Here is a 19,276-nt window from a genome sequence, read left to right as displayed (position 1 = left end):
TTTAACATTTTAGATAATATTTTTTGTATATTTACGGTAATGCTGAACTAAAGCATATAAAGACCCGAATATTTTTTATCACATTTTAAATTGCCTTTATCTGTTATGAAAAATAAATTTTAAGAAAAGGATAGCAGGAAGTCCTTTTATCTAAATATAACTACCTAATGAACCCTAAAAACAGGACTTACAATGAAACGTTTCAGCTTTATGCTATCAATCACGGCTTTGATAGTAACATTTTACTTTATGATGAGCGATTTTCCCGACCTTACAAACCTTAATGGTATTATATATTTTTCTCTAATGTTTATTCTTATGCTTATATGTATTACGGGTATAATTTTTAATATACCGGTTTTTAAAAAAGCACATAAACGCATGCGGTTAAGCCATAGATAAAAGGTTTTGCATAAGCCTAAAACTAGAAACAAAAAAAGCTGCCCGTAAAGGCAGCTTTAAAATTTATATTTGTAGAAATTACTTAGTCTGGTTTTTCATTTCTTTTTCAATCATATCGTAGAACTGGTCAATTTTAGGCAGTACTAAAATTCTTGTCCTTCTGTTGCGAGCCCTGCCTTCTGCAGTTGTGTTTGCTTCTAAAGGTACATATTCACTACGTCCAGCAGCAACAAGCCTTGCCGGGTCTACACTGTAGTCGTTCTGTAAAATCCTTACAATAGATGTAGCCCTTTTTACACTCAAATCCCAGTTGTCTTCCAGTACAGGGTTTTTAATTGGCACATTATCGGTATGGCCTTCTACCATACACTCAAAGTTTGGCTTATCTTTAAGTATAGCTGCTACTTTACCCAAAATTTCTTTAGCCCTGTCGTTTACCTGGTAACTACCGCTTTTAAATAGTAATTTATCAGCAATAGAAATGTAAACTACTCCTTTTTCTACTGTTACTTCAATATCCGGGTCATTAACACCAACAGCACGTTTAATGCTGGTAACTAAAGCAAGTGTAACAGAATCTTTACGGGTTAATGCATCCTGAAGCCTTGTAATTTTAAGATCTTTCTCCTTTAAGCTTTCTAAAGACTTTTCAAGGTTTTCAGCTCCTTTTGAAGACAAAGTGGTAAGATTACCCATGTTGTTAATAAGGTCGCTGTTGTTCTTTTTAAGGAAATCAATCTGGCTGGCAAGGGTTTCCTTGTCTGATAGACAACTGTTTAATTTTACTGTTGTAGAATTCAACTGATCTTGAATTTCCTTGTTCTTAGCTTCTAATTCTGCGATTTTCTTTTTTGCACCGCAAGAAGTTAGTGTAAAAGCTGCTAATGAAAGCATGAGAATGACTTTTTTCATAAAGTTCACTGTTTAAATTTTTAACAAAATTACATTTTATCACTTAAATATTGAATATAATAGCTATAAACTATTGTTAAATTGCGAATCAAATATCTTGCCGTTTTTAACAAAATATTTATAAACAATACTGCGGGTTTTATAGTATTTTTGGTATTGTTTTGATTGTCTTTTGTTTAAAAAATAAAAAAGTTTTAAATAAAAATAAAAGTGCGATGCCAGTACTGCCCACAGGTGTGCCGGTTTACCCTGGAGCAAAAACCGTATGCCTGCAAGGCCATCCATAGAGAGCCTTATAAATAATACAGGAAACAATTTATAAGGAGGAAGGTTTTTAAGCATCATCCATAATGAATTGCGGAAATTGAGGAATGTTTTGTGTGGATTTGTGTTGTTTAATGTGGCACCCCCCAAATGATATATGGTTGAGTCTGGGCAGTACCATGCTTGATAATTGTTATTAAATGCACGCCAGCAAAGGTCAATTTCTTCCTGATGGGCAAAAAAATCTTCATCAAAGCCACCGAGCTCCCAAAATATGGTTTTGCGTATACAAAGGCATGCGCCACTAGCCCAAAAAATGGGGGTAACCTCATCATATTGGCCTCGGTCTTTTTCAATAGTTTCAAAAATCCTGCCCCTGCAAAATGCAAACCCGTATTTATCTATAAAACCACCTGCCGCACCGGCATACTCAAACATGGCTTTATTTTTATAATCCTTAATTTTTGGCTGAACAATGGCTACCTCACTGTTTTGCTCAAATAAACTAATAATAGGTGATAGCCAGTTTTCGGTTACTTCTACATCACTGTTCAGTAAAACATATAAGGGTTCAGATACGTGCTTTAATGCTTCATTATACCCTTTAGCGTAGCCAAAATTGCTCTTGTTTTGTATTATAGTAAGTTGAGGATACTTGTTTTTTAAAAAATCTACAGAACCATCTGTTGATGCATTGTCGGCTACATATATTGCGGCTTCGGTACTGTGCTGGATAACTGAGGGTAAAAACTGCTCCAGCAGTTTTATACCATTCCAGTTTAAAATTACAACGGCAATTTTTTTCATATTAATGCATATTGGGGTACATCCTTTAAAAAAACGTATTTTTTATTTACATTATCCATCTGGCAAAAATAATGGTTAAGCCCATTGGTTACCATAAGATAAGAGGCATTTAGTGTGGTATTATAACGTGCTATCTGGTCAAAAACAGTTTGGGTAATGCCCACCCCGGGCGCTTTACATTCTACCAAAAGATAAATTTTACCATCTGGTTTATATACCACCACATCATAGCGCTTGGTAAGCCCGTTTATCTTTAGTATTTTTTCTGCATTGATGTGCAGCCGCGGATATTTTTTTTCATAGAGCAAAAAATGCAACACATGTTGCCTAACCCATTCTTCGGGAGTAAGAAGAATGAACTTTTTACGGATTTCATCAAAAATGGCGACTCTATTTTCACTATTTTTGAACCTGAATGTATAGTCAGGGAAATTTAATTTTTGCATCAATGCAAATGTAAGTTTTTGGCAGTATTCATCAAAACTATAAATAGGTGTGGACGAAGTTTTACGATTAGTTAATGATATTAAGGGAGGCAATATAAAGCCTTTATATTTTTTTATGGGTGAAGAGCCCTATTATATTGATAAGCTTACTGAATATATAGAAAATAACCTTTTGCCTGAAGAAGACAGAGGGTTTAACCAAATGGTATTGTATGGTAAGGATGTGAGTATGGATGAGGTGATAGGCAATGCCAAACGCTACCCTATGATGGCCGAAAGGCAGCTTATTATAGTTAAAGAAGCACAGGAACTGGCGCGGCAGATAGATAAGCTGGAACATTATGCCGAAAATCCTCAGCCTACTACTGTATTGGTTTTTGCTTATAAATACAAAACACTTGATAAGCGTAAAAAAGTTACCAAGCTGATTAATAAAACCGGGGTTGTATTTGAAAGTAAAAAGCTGTATGAAAATCAGGTAGGAGACTGGATAAAAAGGGTGCTTTCGGGTAAGGGATATAGTATTGAGCCTAAGGCTGCTGCTATGCTGGTAGAATTTTTAGGTAATGATTTGGGGCGTATTAGCAAAGAACTTGACAAACTCTCTATAATTTTACCACAAGGCAGTACCATTACCCCTAAGCTTATTGAGGATAATATAGGTATTAGCAAAGACTATAATGTTTTTGAGTTACGCAAGGCTATTGGCGAAAGAGATCAGCTTAAAGCGTATAAAATAGCGGATTATTTTTCGCAGAATCCTAAAGATAACCCTTTGGTAATGACGATTGGCTTATTGTTTGGATTTTTTTCGCAGTTATTGCAGTACCATGGTATAAAGGATAAAAGCCCCGGAAATGCCGCCAAGGTTTTAAAGGTTAATCCTTTTTTCCTGAAAGATTATGATATTGCCTTACGCAATTACCCTATGAAAAAAGTGAGCGCCATTGTAGCGGCACTTCGCGATACTGATGTTAAAAGTAAAGGTGTAGGGGCAAACTCATTGTCGCACCACGACCTTTTAAAGGAAATACTAGTAAAGATATTCAACTAAAATATTGCGGTATAACAACAAAAGGCATGCTTTAAAGCATGCCTCCCGTTTTTTGATTGTAAAAAACCGCCTTTTAAAAGGCATAACCCGGTAAGGTTTTTTTACTGCAATACATAATCCGGTTATATATGTACAGTAATAATGGTTGGTATGGTTGGTTAAGTCGTCGATTAACCTTTGATGTCAAAATTACCGTTTAATACTTTTTAAAATATACCTAATAATGGGTATTTTTTGTTAAAGAAGCTAATTTTACAGGGAAAAAGGTTTTTAAGCTTTCATAATTATATCACTAGTGTTGCAGACTCTTTTGCAAGTCCTATTGTGGCAGTAGTACCACTGTTAAAATTTATAAAGTCTTTCTCAATCCCATCGCTAAAAATAATCCCGTTGGCAGGCATGAGCGATTCTATAGTAAGCAAATGGTTATTATCAACTATACCGGTAAACATATCTGCCTGAGTGCGTACGCTTAAAAAGGGTTCTCGTACTGCAAATAATAATTGTTCACGACTCAGGGTAGGACGTTTTAGCTCATTATTTTTTCCGGACAGCCCTGCAATACCGTATGCCATATTAAATATTGAGCTTAGCCAGCCGGTGGCCCCGGCAGGTGTAGATACAATTATTCCGCTGGATGAGTGTTCTTCGGTTGTATTGTTATAAGTAATTTTATACCGTGCCGATACGTGGCCTGAAATGCCTATAAATAAATCGTTAAAGGCCAGCAGGCGCTGCCCGTCATTTAACTTTGCTTCTGCAAAAGACATTTTTTTAACTGAAAATTTCCCCAAAAGTACACTTTCTATACCTCCGATAAAATTTGTGGTATCAAAGGGCAGTAGTATACCATCATATCTTTTTTTATCCGGGTTTACTGCAATAATGGGTATACCGTTTGCATATTTGGCGGTATTAGCTACAAGGCCATCCTGCCCGATAACTACTATAATATTTTTAGGCGAAAAGATATAAGAGGGTAGGTAAGTGCGGTCAACAATTTTGTGTTTTATAATTTTAGAAAGTTGAGACTGTAGCGAGGCAAGAGATTGCATAAAAATTTCATGCTCATTTTCATAATCGCTGAAATTACCACCGCTACGTTCTATGTAAAATTTTGCCTGCGCCCTTGTGTTAAACTGCTCAATAAGAGTTTCAAGGCGGGTTTTATTTTTTACTATAATAGCATATTCAATACTCATGGTGCTATTTCTTCAGCATGGTATCCAAAAGGTCCGGACTTATATTGAGGTTGCCTATTTTGTCTGCATTTTCTGCCAGTTCCCTAAAGGCAAGTGCAATATTAAATTTAGGGTCGGTATTATTGTTAAGAGCTGTAAGCAGCTTCCAGTCTATATCTTTGTAAGGTTTTAGGGTGGCTTCAATTACATAGCCTTTGGTTTCGGCTTCGGCCTTATCATTAGCTGTTCTTTGTTCTATAAGTTGCGTGCGCTGGTTCTCTATGGCAATATCAGTTTCTACTTCCATCTGCCTCAGTCTCCGCTGGTTTTCGGCATCCAGCACCTGGCTTTCCATCTTTTTCTCAGTAATTTGTTTTTGCTTTTCTTCAACAGCAATTTCGGTGTTCAGCTCACTTTCTTTAATTTTCCGTTCCTGCTCTACCGCAAAGTTCCTACGTTCATAAATGGCTTGGTCTGCCTGCTGCTGTAATTTTTCACGGGTTTCTGTTTCCAGTGCGCGTGCCATTTCGGGTGAAGGCGTTATGGCAAGTACATTGGCGCCAATAATTTCTATACCCAGCATACTAATGGCTACAGAATTGGTTAGGCCAGCAAGTATATGTTCTTCAATCTGTTTTGCAGATCGTATCGCCTCTTTGAGTTTTGTTTCATGTATAAATGACGATGTAGCTGTCTGCGCTTCGTTTATAATACGCTGATTTAGCTTTTCAATATCGTTCTTCTTGTACAGGCCGTCATCATTAACAGTAAAATCAAGCACATCGGCAAGTACCTTCGGGTTGCTTATTTTATAGCTTATTTGTCCCTGAATAGAAATCTTCTGGTAATCGTTTGTGGTTTCGCTAAATATAAATGGCAGATCATTACTGCCCATAGGTATTGCTACAATAGAGCTGTTAGGCGCAAAATAAAAAAAGGAAAGACCCCTGCCTTCTTTAGCTACTTTACCGTTACGGAAATGCAGCACATAGGTCATCGAATCAAATTTAATCTGTTTGATGCCAAACATAATATTGGTATTTATTGGTTGTTGTAAAAATAGGATTATTTTAATAATATTAAAATAAATCTTATTCTAAAAAGGATAACCAATTGCCAGGTTAAATACCAGGTTTTCTTTACGCCAGGTTCTGTCGCCAAAATCTATACTGTCAAATACCCATCTGCTGCCTTCCGGCAACCAGGGTTTTCTAATAGGGAAAGCAAGGTCTGTACGCAGTATGATAAACGAAAGGTCAAACCGTAGCCCAACGCCCGTACCCACAGCCAGCTGGCTTAAAAACTTGCTACTGAATTCAGCACCGGGTTTTTTATCATTCTTATTCCACAGCCATATATTTCCCGCATCAACAAAAACTGCCCCTTCAATAATACTGTATAATTTTGAACGGTATTCGGTATTCAATTCCAGTTTTAAATCTCCGCTCTGGTCGGGTAAAAAGTCATTTTCATCAGTTTCGGGCCTAAAGGTACCCGGACCTATTGACCGTGCCCTGAATGCCCGTATACTGTTTGTACCGCCAATAAAAAACTGGCGCATATAAGGTATTTCCACAGAGTTACCATAAGGCACGCCTACCCCTACAATGATACGGCTTGCCAGCTTTGAGTTGCGACTAAGGCGAAGGTAATGCCTAAAATCCTGCTCTGTTTTTACAAACTGGCTAAAAGGTACATTCAATACCGTTATTGTGTCCCCCTTTTTAGCATCAGCGCCTGTAACCAGGCCTGTAATAGTACCTGAAAGGTCTAAAGAACCTTTGTAGTAAAATGTATTTTTTTTGTATTTGCGTATGGTATTGGTATAAGTATAAGAGTAGGTAGGGCCAAATATTAGCTGTTTTTCTATAACCCTTTGCAGCGAAATATTATTATTTGATATCGAATCATATTCTTTAGTAACATTTGCAGGGCTTACATAATTTATATCAACCACATTAAGCTGCTGCTCTGTGTATATATTATCTTTCCATAAATACCCAAACTGGGCCTTAAATGAATTTAAGGAATATAGCTTAGCCCTGTTTTGGTATTCATAACTTAAAAGGGCCCTGGTGCGGGGTACAAACGCGCTTGAATCGGCTATATGTATTGGTGTTATAAAACGAGGCCAAGTAAGGGAGGCCTCGCTACCAATACGATAAACATTATAACCTTTATTTTGCCCTGCTACCTGCACTTCTAATCCGCCAAAGGCTGATATGCTCAGTAATTCTGCCGCTCTAAAGGTGTTGCGGTTGCTCCAGTTTACATTTACCTCTGTACCATTATAATTGGCACTGTTTGTTTTGCCCGTAAGCTCAACACGTATTGATTTTTTAGGCAGCGGTGTAAAATAATAATAGGCGTCCAGTAAGTTACTTATAGAATCGGCGGGCTTAAATTCATTTTTTACAAATTTAAATGTGCCCAGGTTTATAAGCCTGTTTAATGAGAGGTTGTGATCTCTGCGGTTATAAATATCGCCCTTATGAAAAAACAGTGTCCTGTCATAAATAATAGGCCTGAAGGTGTTTTCCGGATCTATAATGGTAAAATCTTTATATTTTTGTATTGAATCTGCAGAATAAGTAATACTGTCCTGCCCAATGGAAAAGTTAGGGTAAACAATAATGTCATTTATTTTATATACTTCTTTTGCTTTTTTAGGAGTTTCATCTTTTACAATAAGTTTCATATCTACCTGGTAGTTACCAACAGTACTGTCTACTCTTACTAATAAGTAATCTGGATTAAAGTAAAAATATCCTTTGTTTTTAAGGCGCTGGTCTATACGCTCGCGCTCATCTTTAATCATATTGAGGTCGTAAGGTCTTCCAGGGCGTAACAATGTACGCCTTTTTGTTTTTGAGATAGCGCTGTCTAATTGTGTTTTTACCGAATCTCCCGGGAAGGTTACATTACGTATTTTCCATTGCTTGCCGGGTTTTACGGTGTATAATGCTGTTGCTTTTTTATTATGAGATGTAGAATCTGATTGTGTGCGAGTGCGGAAATACCCCATATTTTCTGAGTAATTCTGTAGTATATCTGCATTATAATCTAAATCTACCTGGCTAAAGAGTACCGGAGGCTCCCCAACCTTATTGCGCAGCCAGTATTTAAACCCATGGTCTTTTTTTGGTTTTCCGGCCAGGTTATAAACAGCCAGTTTAATACGCATGCCCAGTATTTTCCTGTTTGGTTTAGGACGCAAAAGCTCTTCCATCTGATCTTCCAATTCCTTGCGTTCTTTTTTAGAGAGTAGAGTATCTTCAACTGTTACTTTACCACCAAGGTAAAGCATATCACCCTCCGGTAAATGTTTGGTGTTGCTGCATCCGTAGGCAATCAGCAATACTATAATCAGGCTGGTTTTAAAAATTCTATTCATTATCACTTTTGGTACTGTTAGGCGGTAAATCATCTTCTGCTGCTTTTTGTTGTTCAGCTTCTGCTTTTTCACGTTTGCGTTCTTCTTTCTGGCGTTGCTTGCGTTCTCTTTCGCGCGCTTTCATCTTTTTTTCTTCCTCGGTACGGTGAAACAACTCCCTGAATTTATTGTAATCCATCGTGATTATAAATGATACCCCGGTTTCTATCACCTGGCCCTGAAGGGCTATCTGGTAATCATTAGTGCGGTATGCCCGCACAAGGTAGCGGCCGTCTTGTGTTAGCTGGTAATCTACCGATATATCCCCTGCAATGTTAGTAGTTTCTTCATTGGCCTGCTGTCCCTCAAGGCCAAAACTGCTGCCTACAGTTACTTTAAGCCTGTCATTAAACAGCCTTTTAGAAACCCCAACATTGAGGTCGGTACGGTCTTCACGGCGGCCGGTAGTGTAATCTTCGGTAGATTCAAGATCAAAATTTAGTTCTACGCCATTTATAAGGTCGCTGGCAAGGTTATTAAGCTGTTGCGAAAGTATTTTGCTTACACTTTGCCTTGCCAGTGTTTCGGCATTGGCGCTTCCGGCTTCGCTCGAAAAGGGATTTTCTCCAATAAATCTGTTTAGCAACAGCAAAGCAAACACCTGTTTGTTTAGCTCGCTGGGTTCCTGTCGTAGTTGCTCTAATTTGGCCTTGGTGGTATTTATTATTTCTGAAGACACATTGTAGTTCCCATCAGGCACCTGTATGTCAAAAGAAAGTTGAGGTTCTAACAATTCCCCTTTCATAATAAGGAGTGTATTGAACGGTATTTTTTGTTTATAGGTATTGCGCCTTCCCGCCTCAAAGCCCCCAAGCTGATCATCAACCAGGTCAATAGGGGCGGCTTCGGTTTTATAAACGGCTGTTATATCTATTGATGCTTCGGTTGGCTCACCTGTCCATAATAGATAGCTGCCCTGCTGAATATCAAATTTACGTTTTATGAAATTAAAAGTCATTTCATAAGCGCCTTCGGTAAATTCATACCGCCCGGTTAGTGTGGTTTTACCCGAAGGGTCTATACCGCCATTAAGTTGTGCCTGACCTTTAAGGCGCAGGTAGTCACCATTTCCTTTATCTATAATCAGGTTTAATTCTGCCTCTTTTACAATTTCTATATTAACGGAAACATCCATACCTGTTACATCGCTTGTATTTACGGCTTCTTCCATTTTCAGGCGTTGCTGGAAAGCTACATTATCCTCATCTACAAACTCTACCACACCTTCACGGTCTGCTATAGACGGATCCTGCTGTGGCAGTACTACGGTAAACTTGGTATCTTCATTAATTTTTAAATCGCCGCTTATAACAGGGCTTTCAAGTGTACCTTTAATATCCAGGTCGGTATCCAGGTATAAATCGCCATAATACAGGTCGTTATCCTTAGCGGTACTGTTTACTGCCCTGAAGTTTACAGCAGTTACATTCATGTCAAATCCAAACGACTGGTAATCGGTAGTTGCAATGTCGCCATTTATGGTAAGCAGGTTGTTTTTTTCGTCCTCAATTTTAAAATTATTCATTTCAATGCCACTATCACTAAATACGATATTATCGTTAATTGATTTGAATTTTGCATTGAGTTGTGTAACCTTAAAACTAACATTATTAAAATCAAGATTGCCGTTTACATTAGGATCTGTTGTAGATCCGGTAATATCAAATTTACCGGAAAGATAGCCGCCGCCATCATTCAGCGCGCCAAACGTAAGAGCCTGCAGGCTGGCAATATTTAACCGCTGCATATCCAGGTTCATATCAAAATTTGAGGCACTGGTGTTATAAGTACCATCAAGGTTTACCTGATTGCCCTGGCCGGTAATAGCCACTTTTGCTGTATAAATATTGTCTGCCGTTTTGTTATCTACGTTTATAGCTATATTTCCTACGGTATCTTTTGCCACCGCAAAATTGGTTATATCCAGGTTTGCTGTAAATACAGGGTCAGCTGCCAAATCCTTGATGTTTGCTTTTCCGTTTATTTTACCTCTGAATTTAAGCTCCTCTTTCTGAATCATATTAGTCAGGGTCTCAATTTCAAAATTTTCAAGTTCAACATTAAGGGGTGCATTAGGCTTTTCAGATTCTGACTGTATTTTAATGGCATTCTGCTCATGTTGCATTTCAAAATTATTGGCATAAATACCATCACTACCAAAACGTATAACATTGTCTGGCGCTATGGTCCATTCCTCATAATTAAGCATGAGCCCATCTTGGTTGAGGCTTATCTCATTAGTGCCTTCACTTGCTTTTAGCTGCCCTGCAATGCGGTATTGTTCGCTTTTCTTTCTGTCGTCTATAGCAAGGGTATAATTTACTATATTATTTTTTATATCTCCTGTAAGGCTGGTTTGCGAAATAAGGAATTGCTCATTTTTAATTTCATTTATTTTAACGCTGTATACCAAAGCGGTATCACTGCTGCTAAGGTTAATCACCAGTCCCGAAATGTTGTTGCTGCCATATTCTATGCGCGGCATAATGGCATTTAGCATAAGGCTGTCTGTAGCGCTGTTGTACCTGCCCACAATAACTACCGGTTCAATACGGGTAAGTTGGGGTAGTAGTTTTGGTAAAATAGGATCATCTTTTATCCTCATGCTAAAGACTAAATCCTGCTTAGGGATAACAGTATCATTTGCCGGTGTGCCTGTATTGTAATATTTTGAAATTGTTCTTGATAATGCTGTTGGTAAATTAGTAACCTGATATTTACCATTAACATCAGCATCAATTATTTGCGATCTTATTTTTATAATATTGGTGTCAGGCGTACTTTCGGCAATTACATTTACAGAATCCAGCGCAAATTCTTCTTCTGCATTGGCAAACATAAAGTGGTGCAGGCTTATTTTTCCATTCAGGTTATTTGGGTTAAGGTCTGCAATATCAGCATCTACATTACCACGCATTTTTAGCGGCCCTGCATGCAGGTTAAGCTTATTCAGGTCGGCAATATCAATATTCAGGTTAATTTTTCCCTGCGGATACTCACCTTTAAACCCTCCGCTGGCTACCAGGTCAAAATCAAGGTTAGGGTCTTGCATATTAGCTGTTGCCTCAAACGTACCGTTTTTTATATTTCCGTTAATAGCCAGGTCTCTGTAGGTATAATTATTATATTCTGCTTTTACCAGTTTACCATTAAGGATAGCATTGGCCGTTTTAGGGTCCAGCCCTGTACCTTTAACATCGGCAATAAGCGTTACCCGGCCAATAGAATCATTTTGGAGCAGGCTGCCCACATCAAAATTTTGTATATCTACTTTGCCATCATATTTTTCTTTGCCTTTATTCCGTTGGTCAAAATTTGCATTGATATTAGCTTTACCGTAACTACTGGCAAGGTTAAGGCTGGTATTAAAATTATCAAGCGTACCTTTAAACTTAACCTTTGCAGCTATACTTTGCGGCAGTTTAATACTGGCAGGAAGCGTGCCTGGTGGCAGAAGGCTGTTTATATCTTTAGCTGTAGATTTAAATTCGCGCACATTAAGGTCAAAATAAGCAGTTTTTACATCAGGCAGGCCTTTTATACGGCCAGAGGCTGCTAATACCGTTCTGCCAATACCCCTTATTTCTATATTTGAAATATAAAGGTTATCAAGCGTGCCCTGCACACGGCTATTAATAAACATACTGCCGTTGGGGTTATCTTTAAAAGGATTGGTGTCGGCTAACTGGGGTGCAAACAGTAAAACATCCTTAAAACCTATCTGGCTGCTTTTTAAATCGGCATCAATAGTAATACTGGCCAGGTCTGTACTTACTGCTTCAAGAGAGGGGTAGGATACCTGTATTTTGTCACGTAATAAAGTTTGCGGTGTTTCCAGATACAAATCATTTAATTGCGCACCTTTAGGACCATAGAAAAATTCTGTTTTAAGCGACTCTACATCCAGGCCACTTTGCTCTCTTACGGTAAATTTATTAATAGCTCCTGCTATAGAGTCTGGGTAATAAGCAAGGTCATTCGCTTCAAGGTTAAAATTGGTTATGTTGAGGTGTTTATAATCAATACCTTTTTTAACGGGTGGCGAATTCATATCATCATATTTAAAGGCCACATTTTTTATATCAGATTCCTTAAGTGAAAATTTCCATTGTGACGAAGCTACTTCGGGAGATGCTTCCGGTAATGACTGCTGGACCTGCTTTTCAAAGGTACCAATAGCCAACTGTCCGCGTACGCCATTAAGCTCCAGGTTATCCAGTGCGATAAGTTGCTTTTTCAGATCTATATTGTCTACTTTAACTACAAGCTTCTCAAGTTTTAGCCCAGTATCAAGGTTACTGCCTACATTATCATAGCTTACCTCTATATTAGCGATGGATATATTTTTTAGCGAAAGTTTCAGGTCTGGTTTAGAAGATGCATCTTCAGCTACTTTCTGTGTGCTTTTAGATATTTCTTTTACCATAGCCTGCTTAAATTTTACTTTAAGTCCGTCAAGATTAATATCAGGAATTTCATATCCTTGGTTTTCAAGGTCAAAAACAGCAATATGGGTATCAAAATGTGTAAGGTTGGCGCTGAGATAGTTTTTAGTAATATCATCATCATAGTTAACCCGTATTTTGTCAAGGTTTATATTTTTAATGGATATTGCCATTGATGAAGAAGTGGTATCCTTTGGTTTATTTGTAGCAAAAGCATCAATAATATAATCAAAGTTAAAAACCGAATCTTTATTACGTTTTACATTTGCCACAATACCCTGGAGATCTACTGAGTTTATTTCTACTTCATTGCTGAGCAGTTTAAAAAGGCTGATGTCTATCTTTAATTTCTCCCCAGAAAATAATGTATCGCCCTGTTGGCTTTCAAAATATATTCCTTCCAGTATCACTTTTTTAGGGAGGCCTATCTCAATGTTATCAATATTTACGTCTGTACCTATTTTTTCTTCAAGATAGGTTACTGCTTTATCTTTTACAATGTTTTGAAAGTAAGGGATTTGCAGTAAAAGTACAATCAATAGGAATAATGCAATAACAGACCCTATTATCCACAAGAATATTTTTAAGCTTTTACGTAAGTATTTTTTGACCTTCTTATTCATAATTGCGACTAAAATAGATATAATAATAAGAAGGGTTATCTAAAATTTTGCTAAAAAAATACTTACGTTTTATATACTTTTAATAAGAAGCGCCACTTTGTAGATTTTAGTAACTTTGTATTATGAAATTATTCATTAAAAATATGGTTTGCCCCCGCTGTATCACTTCTGTACAACAGGTGTTTGAAGGACAGGGAATAGCACCTGTTGGGGTAAACCTGGGCGAGGTTGTAATTAATGAAGAACTGACGGAAGCCGAATTGTTGCAATTGAAAGATGTATTAGCTGAATTAGGTTTTGAATTACTTGAAGATACTAAATCACAGATTATAGAAAGAGTAAAATCGATTATTATAGCGCAGGTACAAAATGGAGACGGGCACATTGTGTTTTCTGATTTGCTGGCCGGTACGCTTAATAAGGAGTACTCCAGTCTCAGCAAGGTATTTTCCACAAATGAAGGGATAACGATAGAACAGTTTATTATCCTGCAGAAAATTGAACGGGTAAAAGAACTTTTAACCTATAATCAAATGACTTTAAGCGAGATTGCGAATGTAATGGGTTACAGTAGTGTAGCACATCTTTCCGGACAATTTCGAAAAATAACAGGTTATACTCCCACAAATTATAAATTATTGGATGATAAATTACGCCTTCCGCTTGATGGCCTTGCCAAAAAGGTATAAACACTTTCCGTAATTATATAAACACTTTTTACCGGTATTGCCGAACTTTGTTATATATAATTAAAGATATGGCAGGTACTGATAAACATACTATATACTTACCCCTTGAAGATGTTGACAGCGAGCATTGCGCTATGATTGTTAACAACGGGCTTGATGGGGTTAAAGGAATTTTATCTCACAAAGTTGAATTAAATAATAACCGTGCTGTTATAGAAACAGGCGACCCTGCTACTGCTATACCCAATGCAGTAAGGCAAATACGCGATTTGGGCTATGGTGTTACTACCGTTAAAAAAAATTACCCGGTTATGAATATGAGTTGCGCATCATGCGCGGCAAGCAGCGAAGATGTACTCAAAATACAGCCGGGAGTAGTAAATGCCTCGGTAAATTATGCAAACGGTACGGGTACTGTTGAATTTGTGCCCGGTATAACCGACGCACAAAAACTTAAGGAAGCATTACAGGCAGTAGGTTATGACCTGATGATAGAGGAAGGTGATGAGGCCGCTACCAGCCTTGAGGATTTGCAGCAACAACATTATAACGATTTAAAAAAGCGCGCCTGGTGGTCTATAGGCTTATCTATACCCTTGGTTATTATAGCTATGGTTCCCGCCCTTATGAAGTTGCCTTTTGCCGTTTATATAATGTGGGCATTAGCTACACCGGTAGTACTTTATTTTGGGCGCCAGTTTTTTATAGGGGCTTATAAACAGGCCAAACACCCCTCTGCCAATATGGATACCCTTGTGGCAGTGAGTACTGGCATAGCCTATATTTTTAGTGTATTTAATATGATATTCCCTGAATTTTGGGTTAACAAGGGGTTGGAGGCGCATGTGTACTTTGAAGCCTCTGCTGTAGTAATTGCATTTGTATTGTTAGGAAAAATGCTCGAAGACAGGGCTAAAGGACATACTTCTTCGGCCATTAAAAACCTTATGGGGCTACAACCCAAAACGGTAACGGTAATACACGAGGGCGGGCACCGGATGGAAATGATTATATCCCAGGTTAAACCCGGTAACCTGCTTTTAGCCAAACCCGGTGAAAAAATTGCAGTTGACGGTGTGGTACAATCAGGTAACTCTTTTGTGGATGAAAGTATGATAAGTGGTGAACCGGTTGCTGTTGAAAAAAAAGAAGGAACCAAGGTTTTTGCCGGGACAATTAACCAAAAAGGCACTTTGGAATATACTGCCGAAAAAGTGGGTGGCGATACACTTTTGGCACAGATTATTAAAATGGTTCAGGACGCACAGGGCAGTAAGGCGCCCGTGCAACGCCTTGTAGATAAAATTGCGGGTGTTTTTGTGCCGGTAGTCATAGGGCTTTCGCTAATCACGTTTGTGTTGTGGCTTATATTTGGAGGTGAGGATGGTTTTACGCATGGCGTGCTCGCCATGATTACCGTATTGGTGATAGCCTGTCCCTGTGCGCTGGGGCTTGCCACGCCAACTGCTATTATGGTGGGGGTGGGCAAAGGCGCAAAACATGGCATACTTATAAAAGATGCCCAAAGCCTTGAGGCCGCAAAAAAAGTTAATGCCATTGTACTGGATAAAACCGGTACCATTACTCAGGGAAAACCTAAAGTGAACCATATAAAATGGTTTGCAGGTGAAACTGAACAAAATCGGGATATATTATATAGTATAGAAAGTGCCTCCGGGCATCCGCTGGCAGATGCGGTATCGGCGTATCTTAAAGATGCCTCGCATAATTTAAAAGGTTTACATATTCAAAATAAAGAGGGCAGGGGCGTTGTGGCGCATTATAACGGAAAAGAATATGCCATAGGTAATACTGCCCTTGCCCGGGAACGTAATATTGCTATAGATAATAATGTTACACAATGGGTTGATGAACATGTAGAACAGGCCAACACGGTAGTAGTATTTACAGATGATACACGTGTTTTATGCTCACTTGCTATAGCAGATGCGGTTAAAGAAACTTCAAAACAAGCGGTTAAAGAACTTAATGAGGCCGGTGTTGAGGTCTATATGCTAACGGGGGATAATGAGCAATCTGCCAAGGCTATAGCTAATTCAGTAGGTATAGAAAACTATAAAGCAGGGGTGTTGCCACAGCAAAAGGCTGATTTTATTAAAACACTGCAACAAAAGGGTAAAGTAGTAGCTATGGCCGGAGATGGTATTAATGATAGCGCCGCACTGGCGCAGGCTGATGTTAGTATTGCTATGGGCACAGGTAGTGATGTTGCAATTGATGTTGCTAAAATGACAATTGTTTCCAGCGACCTTATTAAGGTACCGCAGGCCATAAAACTCTCCAGGCAAACAGTAGCTACCATAAAACAGAATTTATTCTGGGCATTTATTTATAATGTTATAGGCATTCCTATTGCTGCGGGTATTTTATATCCGTTTAACGGCTTTTTACTAAGCCCCATGATTGCCGGTGCAGCAATGGCCTTTAGCAGTGTAAGTGTGGTTAGCAACAGCCTGTTGTTAAAACTTAAAAAACTTAATTAAATAAGGTTACCATGAAAGAACAAAAATTTAAAACTACTATAAACTGCGGAGGCTGCGTAGCAAAAGTTACTCCGTTTCTGGATGCAGAAACAGGTATTGAAAGCTGGGATATAGATACTACTACTGCCGATAAAATATTAACTGTAAAATCGGATACTGTTTCACAAAGCAGGATAATGGAAATTGTAACAAACGCCGGGTTTAAAATCACATCTGTTTCTTAGAAAGACATTGTTAGTATAAGCTTCCTGATTATTTAAAAAATACTTAACTGTATATACATGTAGGGGCAGCCCCATTACATCATAATTTACCTCAACATAGCTACTATAACGTTAGAGTTGAGGTGAATTTTATTACTTTTTACCTATACACGACTACACACCAGGTTGAAATTAAGGGTTGTTATTGATACTTTAGTGGTAAATTTAGTTTAAAATAATATAATTAATAATTAAAACTTTATTTACTGATAAAAATATAATTACAATTTTAACCTTAATTCTTAACTATTTGACATGAGAAAATTATACTTAAGTGTATTAACAGCAGTATGTATCTGGCAAGTAACTGCTGCCACATCATTGGTAAAAAATACCTCAATGATGTTACCGCCACCCGAATGCGAACTTATTACCCCGGTTGCTGCAACAGCTTCTACCGGCGATGCTAATTTAGCTATAGATGGTAATGGCGCTACCCGCTGGGAGAGCGCTGCAGAAGACCCACAAACGCTTACCGTTGACCTTGGCACATCAACATATATAAGTGCAGTAACCATAGACTGGGAGGCTGCCAATGCGAAAGATTACACCCTGAGCGGTTCTGTAAATGGTACTGACTGGGTAACTATAGGTACATATACCGATATGCCAGCCGGCGCGCGTACCGATGTTATTAATGATATTAATGCGGAATACCGTTACCTGCAAATGCACGGTACTGCCCGAAACTTAACCTACGGTTATTCTATATGGGAGTTCCATGTATGCAGCACAGCAATTACGGAACCGGAGCCAAGCGATTGTAACCCGGTAATGGCAACATCTGCCACAGCTACAACCGGCGATGCCGGCCTTGCGATAGACGGAAATGATGCCACACGTTGGGAAAGTGAACAAGGGGTAGACCCTCAGGTCATTACTGTAGATTTAGGAGAGTCAGTAATGATAAGCGCGTTACAAATTCATTGGGAAACCGCCAATGCTAAAGATTATACCCTTAGCGGTTCTGTAAACGGAACCGACTGGGTTACTATAGGTACGTATACTGATATGCCCGTTGGCGACCGTACTGATATGGTTGATGATGTTGATGCTGAATACCAATATATAATGGTAGAAGGTGCAGCAAGAAACACACCTTATGGGTATTCTATATGGGAAATTACCATTTGTGGCCCTGCAACTGAAGAGCCGGAACCTTGTACAGGTATGGATATTGAGTCGGCTACAGCCTCAACAGGTGATGCTGCACAGGCCATTGATGGTATTGACGGCACACGTTGGGAAAGTGAAGCAGGAGTAGACCCGCAATCGCTTACCGTTGACCTTGGTGCAGTGGCTGAAGTGCAAACCATTAGAATACACTGGGAAACCGCCAATGCTAAAGATTATACCCTTAGCGGTTCTGAAAACGGAACGGATTGGGTAACTATAGGTACCTATACCGATATGCCTGTTGGCGACCGTACTGATGTGATTGAGGATATAGATGGCAATTATCAGTATATTATGATGGAGGGCACCGCCAGGAATACCCCTTACGGATATTCTATATGGGAGTTCACCGTGTGCGGCGTACCGGGTGAAACTGAAGAAGAGTATACAGCTATACCTGCTTTTATTGAAGCTGAAGATTATAATGATATGTTTGGTGTTGATGAAGAGGCTACAACAGATGAAGGCGGAGGAGAAAGTGTAGGCTGGATAGATGCAGGCGACTGGATGGATTATAATATCAACGTGCCGGAAGCAGGAGATTATAAAATAGATTTCAGGGTGGCTAGTAATGTTGATACCGGGATGATTGAATTATTTTCGGGAGAAACTTCTTTGGGTACCGTGGCGGTTCCTAATACAGGGGGCTGGCAGGTATGGCAAACCGTGAGTACAACGGTAACGCTGCCTGCGGGTAATCAGGTATTCAGGATATTTGCTGATACAGCAGGTTTTAATATTAACTGGTTAGAATTTACTGAAGCGCCTACAAATAGCTTACAGCAATTTGATAAGCAACTCTTCACCGTATACCCTAACCCGGCGCACGGCACTGTAACTATAGCCGCTGATAAAGACAGCGACCTGTATATATTTACTATGTATGGCACAATGGCCGGTAAAGTGAATATTAAAGCAGGAGATAATACACTATCTCTTGATAACTATGCTACGGGGCTTTACCTGCTTAAAATGGACGGTAAAGTAGTTAAATTACTAATTAAGTAGTTTTATTCTTTAATAGTTTTGATTTTTTACCCTCCGGAAATCTCCGGAGGGTTTTGTTTTTAGAGGAGT

At 38.7% G+C, this 19,276-nt stretch carries 12 protein-coding genes; 5 read left to right on the top strand and 7 right to left on the bottom strand.

The window, feature by feature from the left end; genetic code table 11:
* Positions 1–480 precede the first annotated feature (480 nt).
* From ABS766_RS03040 to ABS766_RS03030, 3 genes are all read right to left on the bottom strand, one after another.
* Complete coding sequence (locus tag ABS766_RS03040) at positions 481–1,314, bottom strand: OmpA/MotB family protein (protein ID WP_408083638.1); 834 nt, start codon at positions 1,312–1,314, stop codon at positions 481–483.
* A gap of 63 nt (positions 1,315–1,377) precedes the next feature.
* Positions 1,378–2,385: a glycosyltransferase family 2 protein gene (locus tag ABS766_RS03035; RefSeq protein WP_408083637.1), complete on the bottom strand. Its 1,008-nt coding sequence runs from the start codon at positions 2,383–2,385 to the stop codon at positions 1,378–1,380.
* Positions 2,382–2,831 carry a type I restriction enzyme HsdR N-terminal domain-containing protein gene (locus tag ABS766_RS03030; RefSeq protein ID WP_408083636.1) on the bottom strand — a complete coding sequence of 150 codons (450 nt, stop codon included), beginning with the start codon at positions 2,829–2,831 and terminating at the stop codon, positions 2,382–2,384. Before ABS766_RS03030 ends, ABS766_RS03035 begins: the two co-directional genes overlap by 4 nt.
* A 49-nt stretch (positions 2,832–2,880) precedes the next feature.
* Between ABS766_RS03030 and holA the strand changes: the two genes are divergently transcribed.
* Entirely contained in the window at positions 2,881–3,885 is a 1,005-nt protein-coding gene (holA, locus tag ABS766_RS03025) for a DNA polymerase III subunit delta (protein WP_408083635.1), read from the top strand.
* Positions 3,886–4,169: 284 nt separating this feature from the next.
* Here the strand turns inward: holA and ABS766_RS03020 are convergent, their stop codons facing one another.
* The 4 genes from ABS766_RS03020 to ABS766_RS03005 form a co-directional block, all read right to left on the bottom strand.
* A complete protein-coding gene (locus ABS766_RS03020) occupies positions 4,170–5,087 on the bottom strand; it encodes an NAD(+)/NADH kinase (RefSeq protein WP_408083634.1) in 918 nt (305 codons plus the stop codon).
* Positions 5,088–5,091: 4 nt separating this feature from the next.
* On the bottom strand, positions 5,092–6,096 hold the full coding sequence (locus ABS766_RS03015; RefSeq protein WP_408083632.1) for an SPFH domain-containing protein: 1,005 nt from the start codon (positions 6,094–6,096) through the stop codon (positions 5,092–5,094).
* A 66-nt stretch (positions 6,097–6,162) separates the two neighbouring features.
* Positions 6,163–8,460, bottom strand: a complete 2,298-nt coding sequence (gene tamL / locus ABS766_RS03010; RefSeq protein ID WP_408083631.1) for a translocation and assembly module lipoprotein TamL — start codon at positions 8,458–8,460, stop codon at positions 6,163–6,165.
* Positions 8,453–13,567, bottom strand: a complete 5,115-nt coding sequence (locus ABS766_RS03005) for a translocation/assembly module TamB domain-containing protein (protein WP_457809840.1) — start codon at positions 13,565–13,567, stop codon at positions 8,453–8,455. Before ABS766_RS03005 ends, tamL begins: the two co-directional genes overlap by 8 nt.
* Before the next feature lie 122 nt (positions 13,568–13,689).
* On the opposite strand from ABS766_RS03005, the gene ABS766_RS03000 reads away from it, so the two are divergent.
* From ABS766_RS03000 to ABS766_RS02985, 4 genes are all read left to right on the top strand, one after another.
* On the top strand, positions 13,690–14,256 hold the full coding sequence (locus ABS766_RS03000) for a helix-turn-helix domain-containing protein (protein WP_408083628.1): 567 nt from the start codon (positions 13,690–13,692) through the stop codon (positions 14,254–14,256).
* Between the two features lie 68 nt (positions 14,257–14,324).
* Positions 14,325–16,760, top strand: a complete 2,436-nt coding sequence (locus ABS766_RS02995) for a heavy metal translocating P-type ATPase (RefSeq protein ID WP_408083627.1) — start codon at positions 14,325–14,327, stop codon at positions 16,758–16,760.
* 11 nt (positions 16,761–16,771) lie between these two features.
* Positions 16,772–16,984, top strand: a complete 213-nt coding sequence (locus ABS766_RS02990; RefSeq protein ID WP_408083626.1) for a heavy-metal-associated domain-containing protein — start codon at positions 16,772–16,774, stop codon at positions 16,982–16,984.
* A 294-nt stretch (positions 16,985–17,278) separates the two neighbouring features.
* The gene (locus ABS766_RS02985) at positions 17,279–19,207 is read left to right on the top strand and encodes a discoidin domain-containing protein (protein ID WP_408083625.1); all 1,929 of its coding nucleotides are present in this window, start codon (positions 17,279–17,281) and stop codon (positions 19,205–19,207) included.
* Positions 19,208–19,276: the final 69 nt, after the last annotated feature.

The organism is Flavobacterium rhizosphaerae (assembly GCF_046000445.1).
Lineage (GTDB): Bacteria > Bacteroidota > Bacteroidia > Flavobacteriales > Flavobacteriaceae > Flavobacterium > Flavobacterium rhizosphaerae.
The sequence above is the reverse complement of the archived record's forward strand: the minus strand, read 5'-3'. Positions and strand labels throughout refer to the sequence as shown.

Coding starts and splice junctions, on each gene's coding strand:
- ABS766_RS03040 (WP_408083638.1), bottom strand. CDS start 1,314: ATGAAAAAAGTCATTCTCATGCTTTCATTAGCAGCTTTTACACTAACT.
- ABS766_RS03035 (WP_408083637.1), bottom strand. CDS start 2,385: ATGAAAAAAATTGCCGTTGTAATTTTAAACTGGAATGGTATAAAACTG.
- ABS766_RS03030 (WP_408083636.1), bottom strand. CDS start 2,831: ATGCAAAAATTAAATTTCCCTGACTATACATTCAGGTTCAAAAATAGT.
- ABS766_RS03020 (WP_408083634.1), bottom strand. CDS start 5,087: ATGAGTATTGAATATGCTATTATAGTAAAAAATAAAACCCGCCTTGAA.
- ABS766_RS03015 (WP_408083632.1), bottom strand. CDS start 6,096: ATGTTTGGCATCAAACAGATTAAATTTGATTCGATGACCTATGTGCTG.
- tamL (WP_408083631.1), bottom strand. CDS start 8,460: ATGAATAGAATTTTTAAAACCAGCCTGATTATAGTATTGCTGATTGCC.
- ABS766_RS03005 (WP_457809840.1), bottom strand. CDS start 13,567: ATGAATAAGAAGGTCAAAAAATACTTACGTAAAAGCTTAAAAATATTC.
- ABS766_RS03000 (WP_408083628.1), top strand. CDS start 13,690: ATGAAATTATTCATTAAAAATATGGTTTGCCCCCGCTGTATCACTTCT.
- ABS766_RS02995 (WP_408083627.1), top strand. CDS start 14,325: ATGGCAGGTACTGATAAACATACTATATACTTACCCCTTGAAGATGTT.
- ABS766_RS02990 (WP_408083626.1), top strand. CDS start 16,772: ATGAAAGAACAAAAATTTAAAACTACTATAAACTGCGGAGGCTGCGTA.
- ABS766_RS02985 (WP_408083625.1), top strand. CDS start 17,279: ATGAGAAAATTATACTTAAGTGTATTAACAGCAGTATGTATCTGGCAA.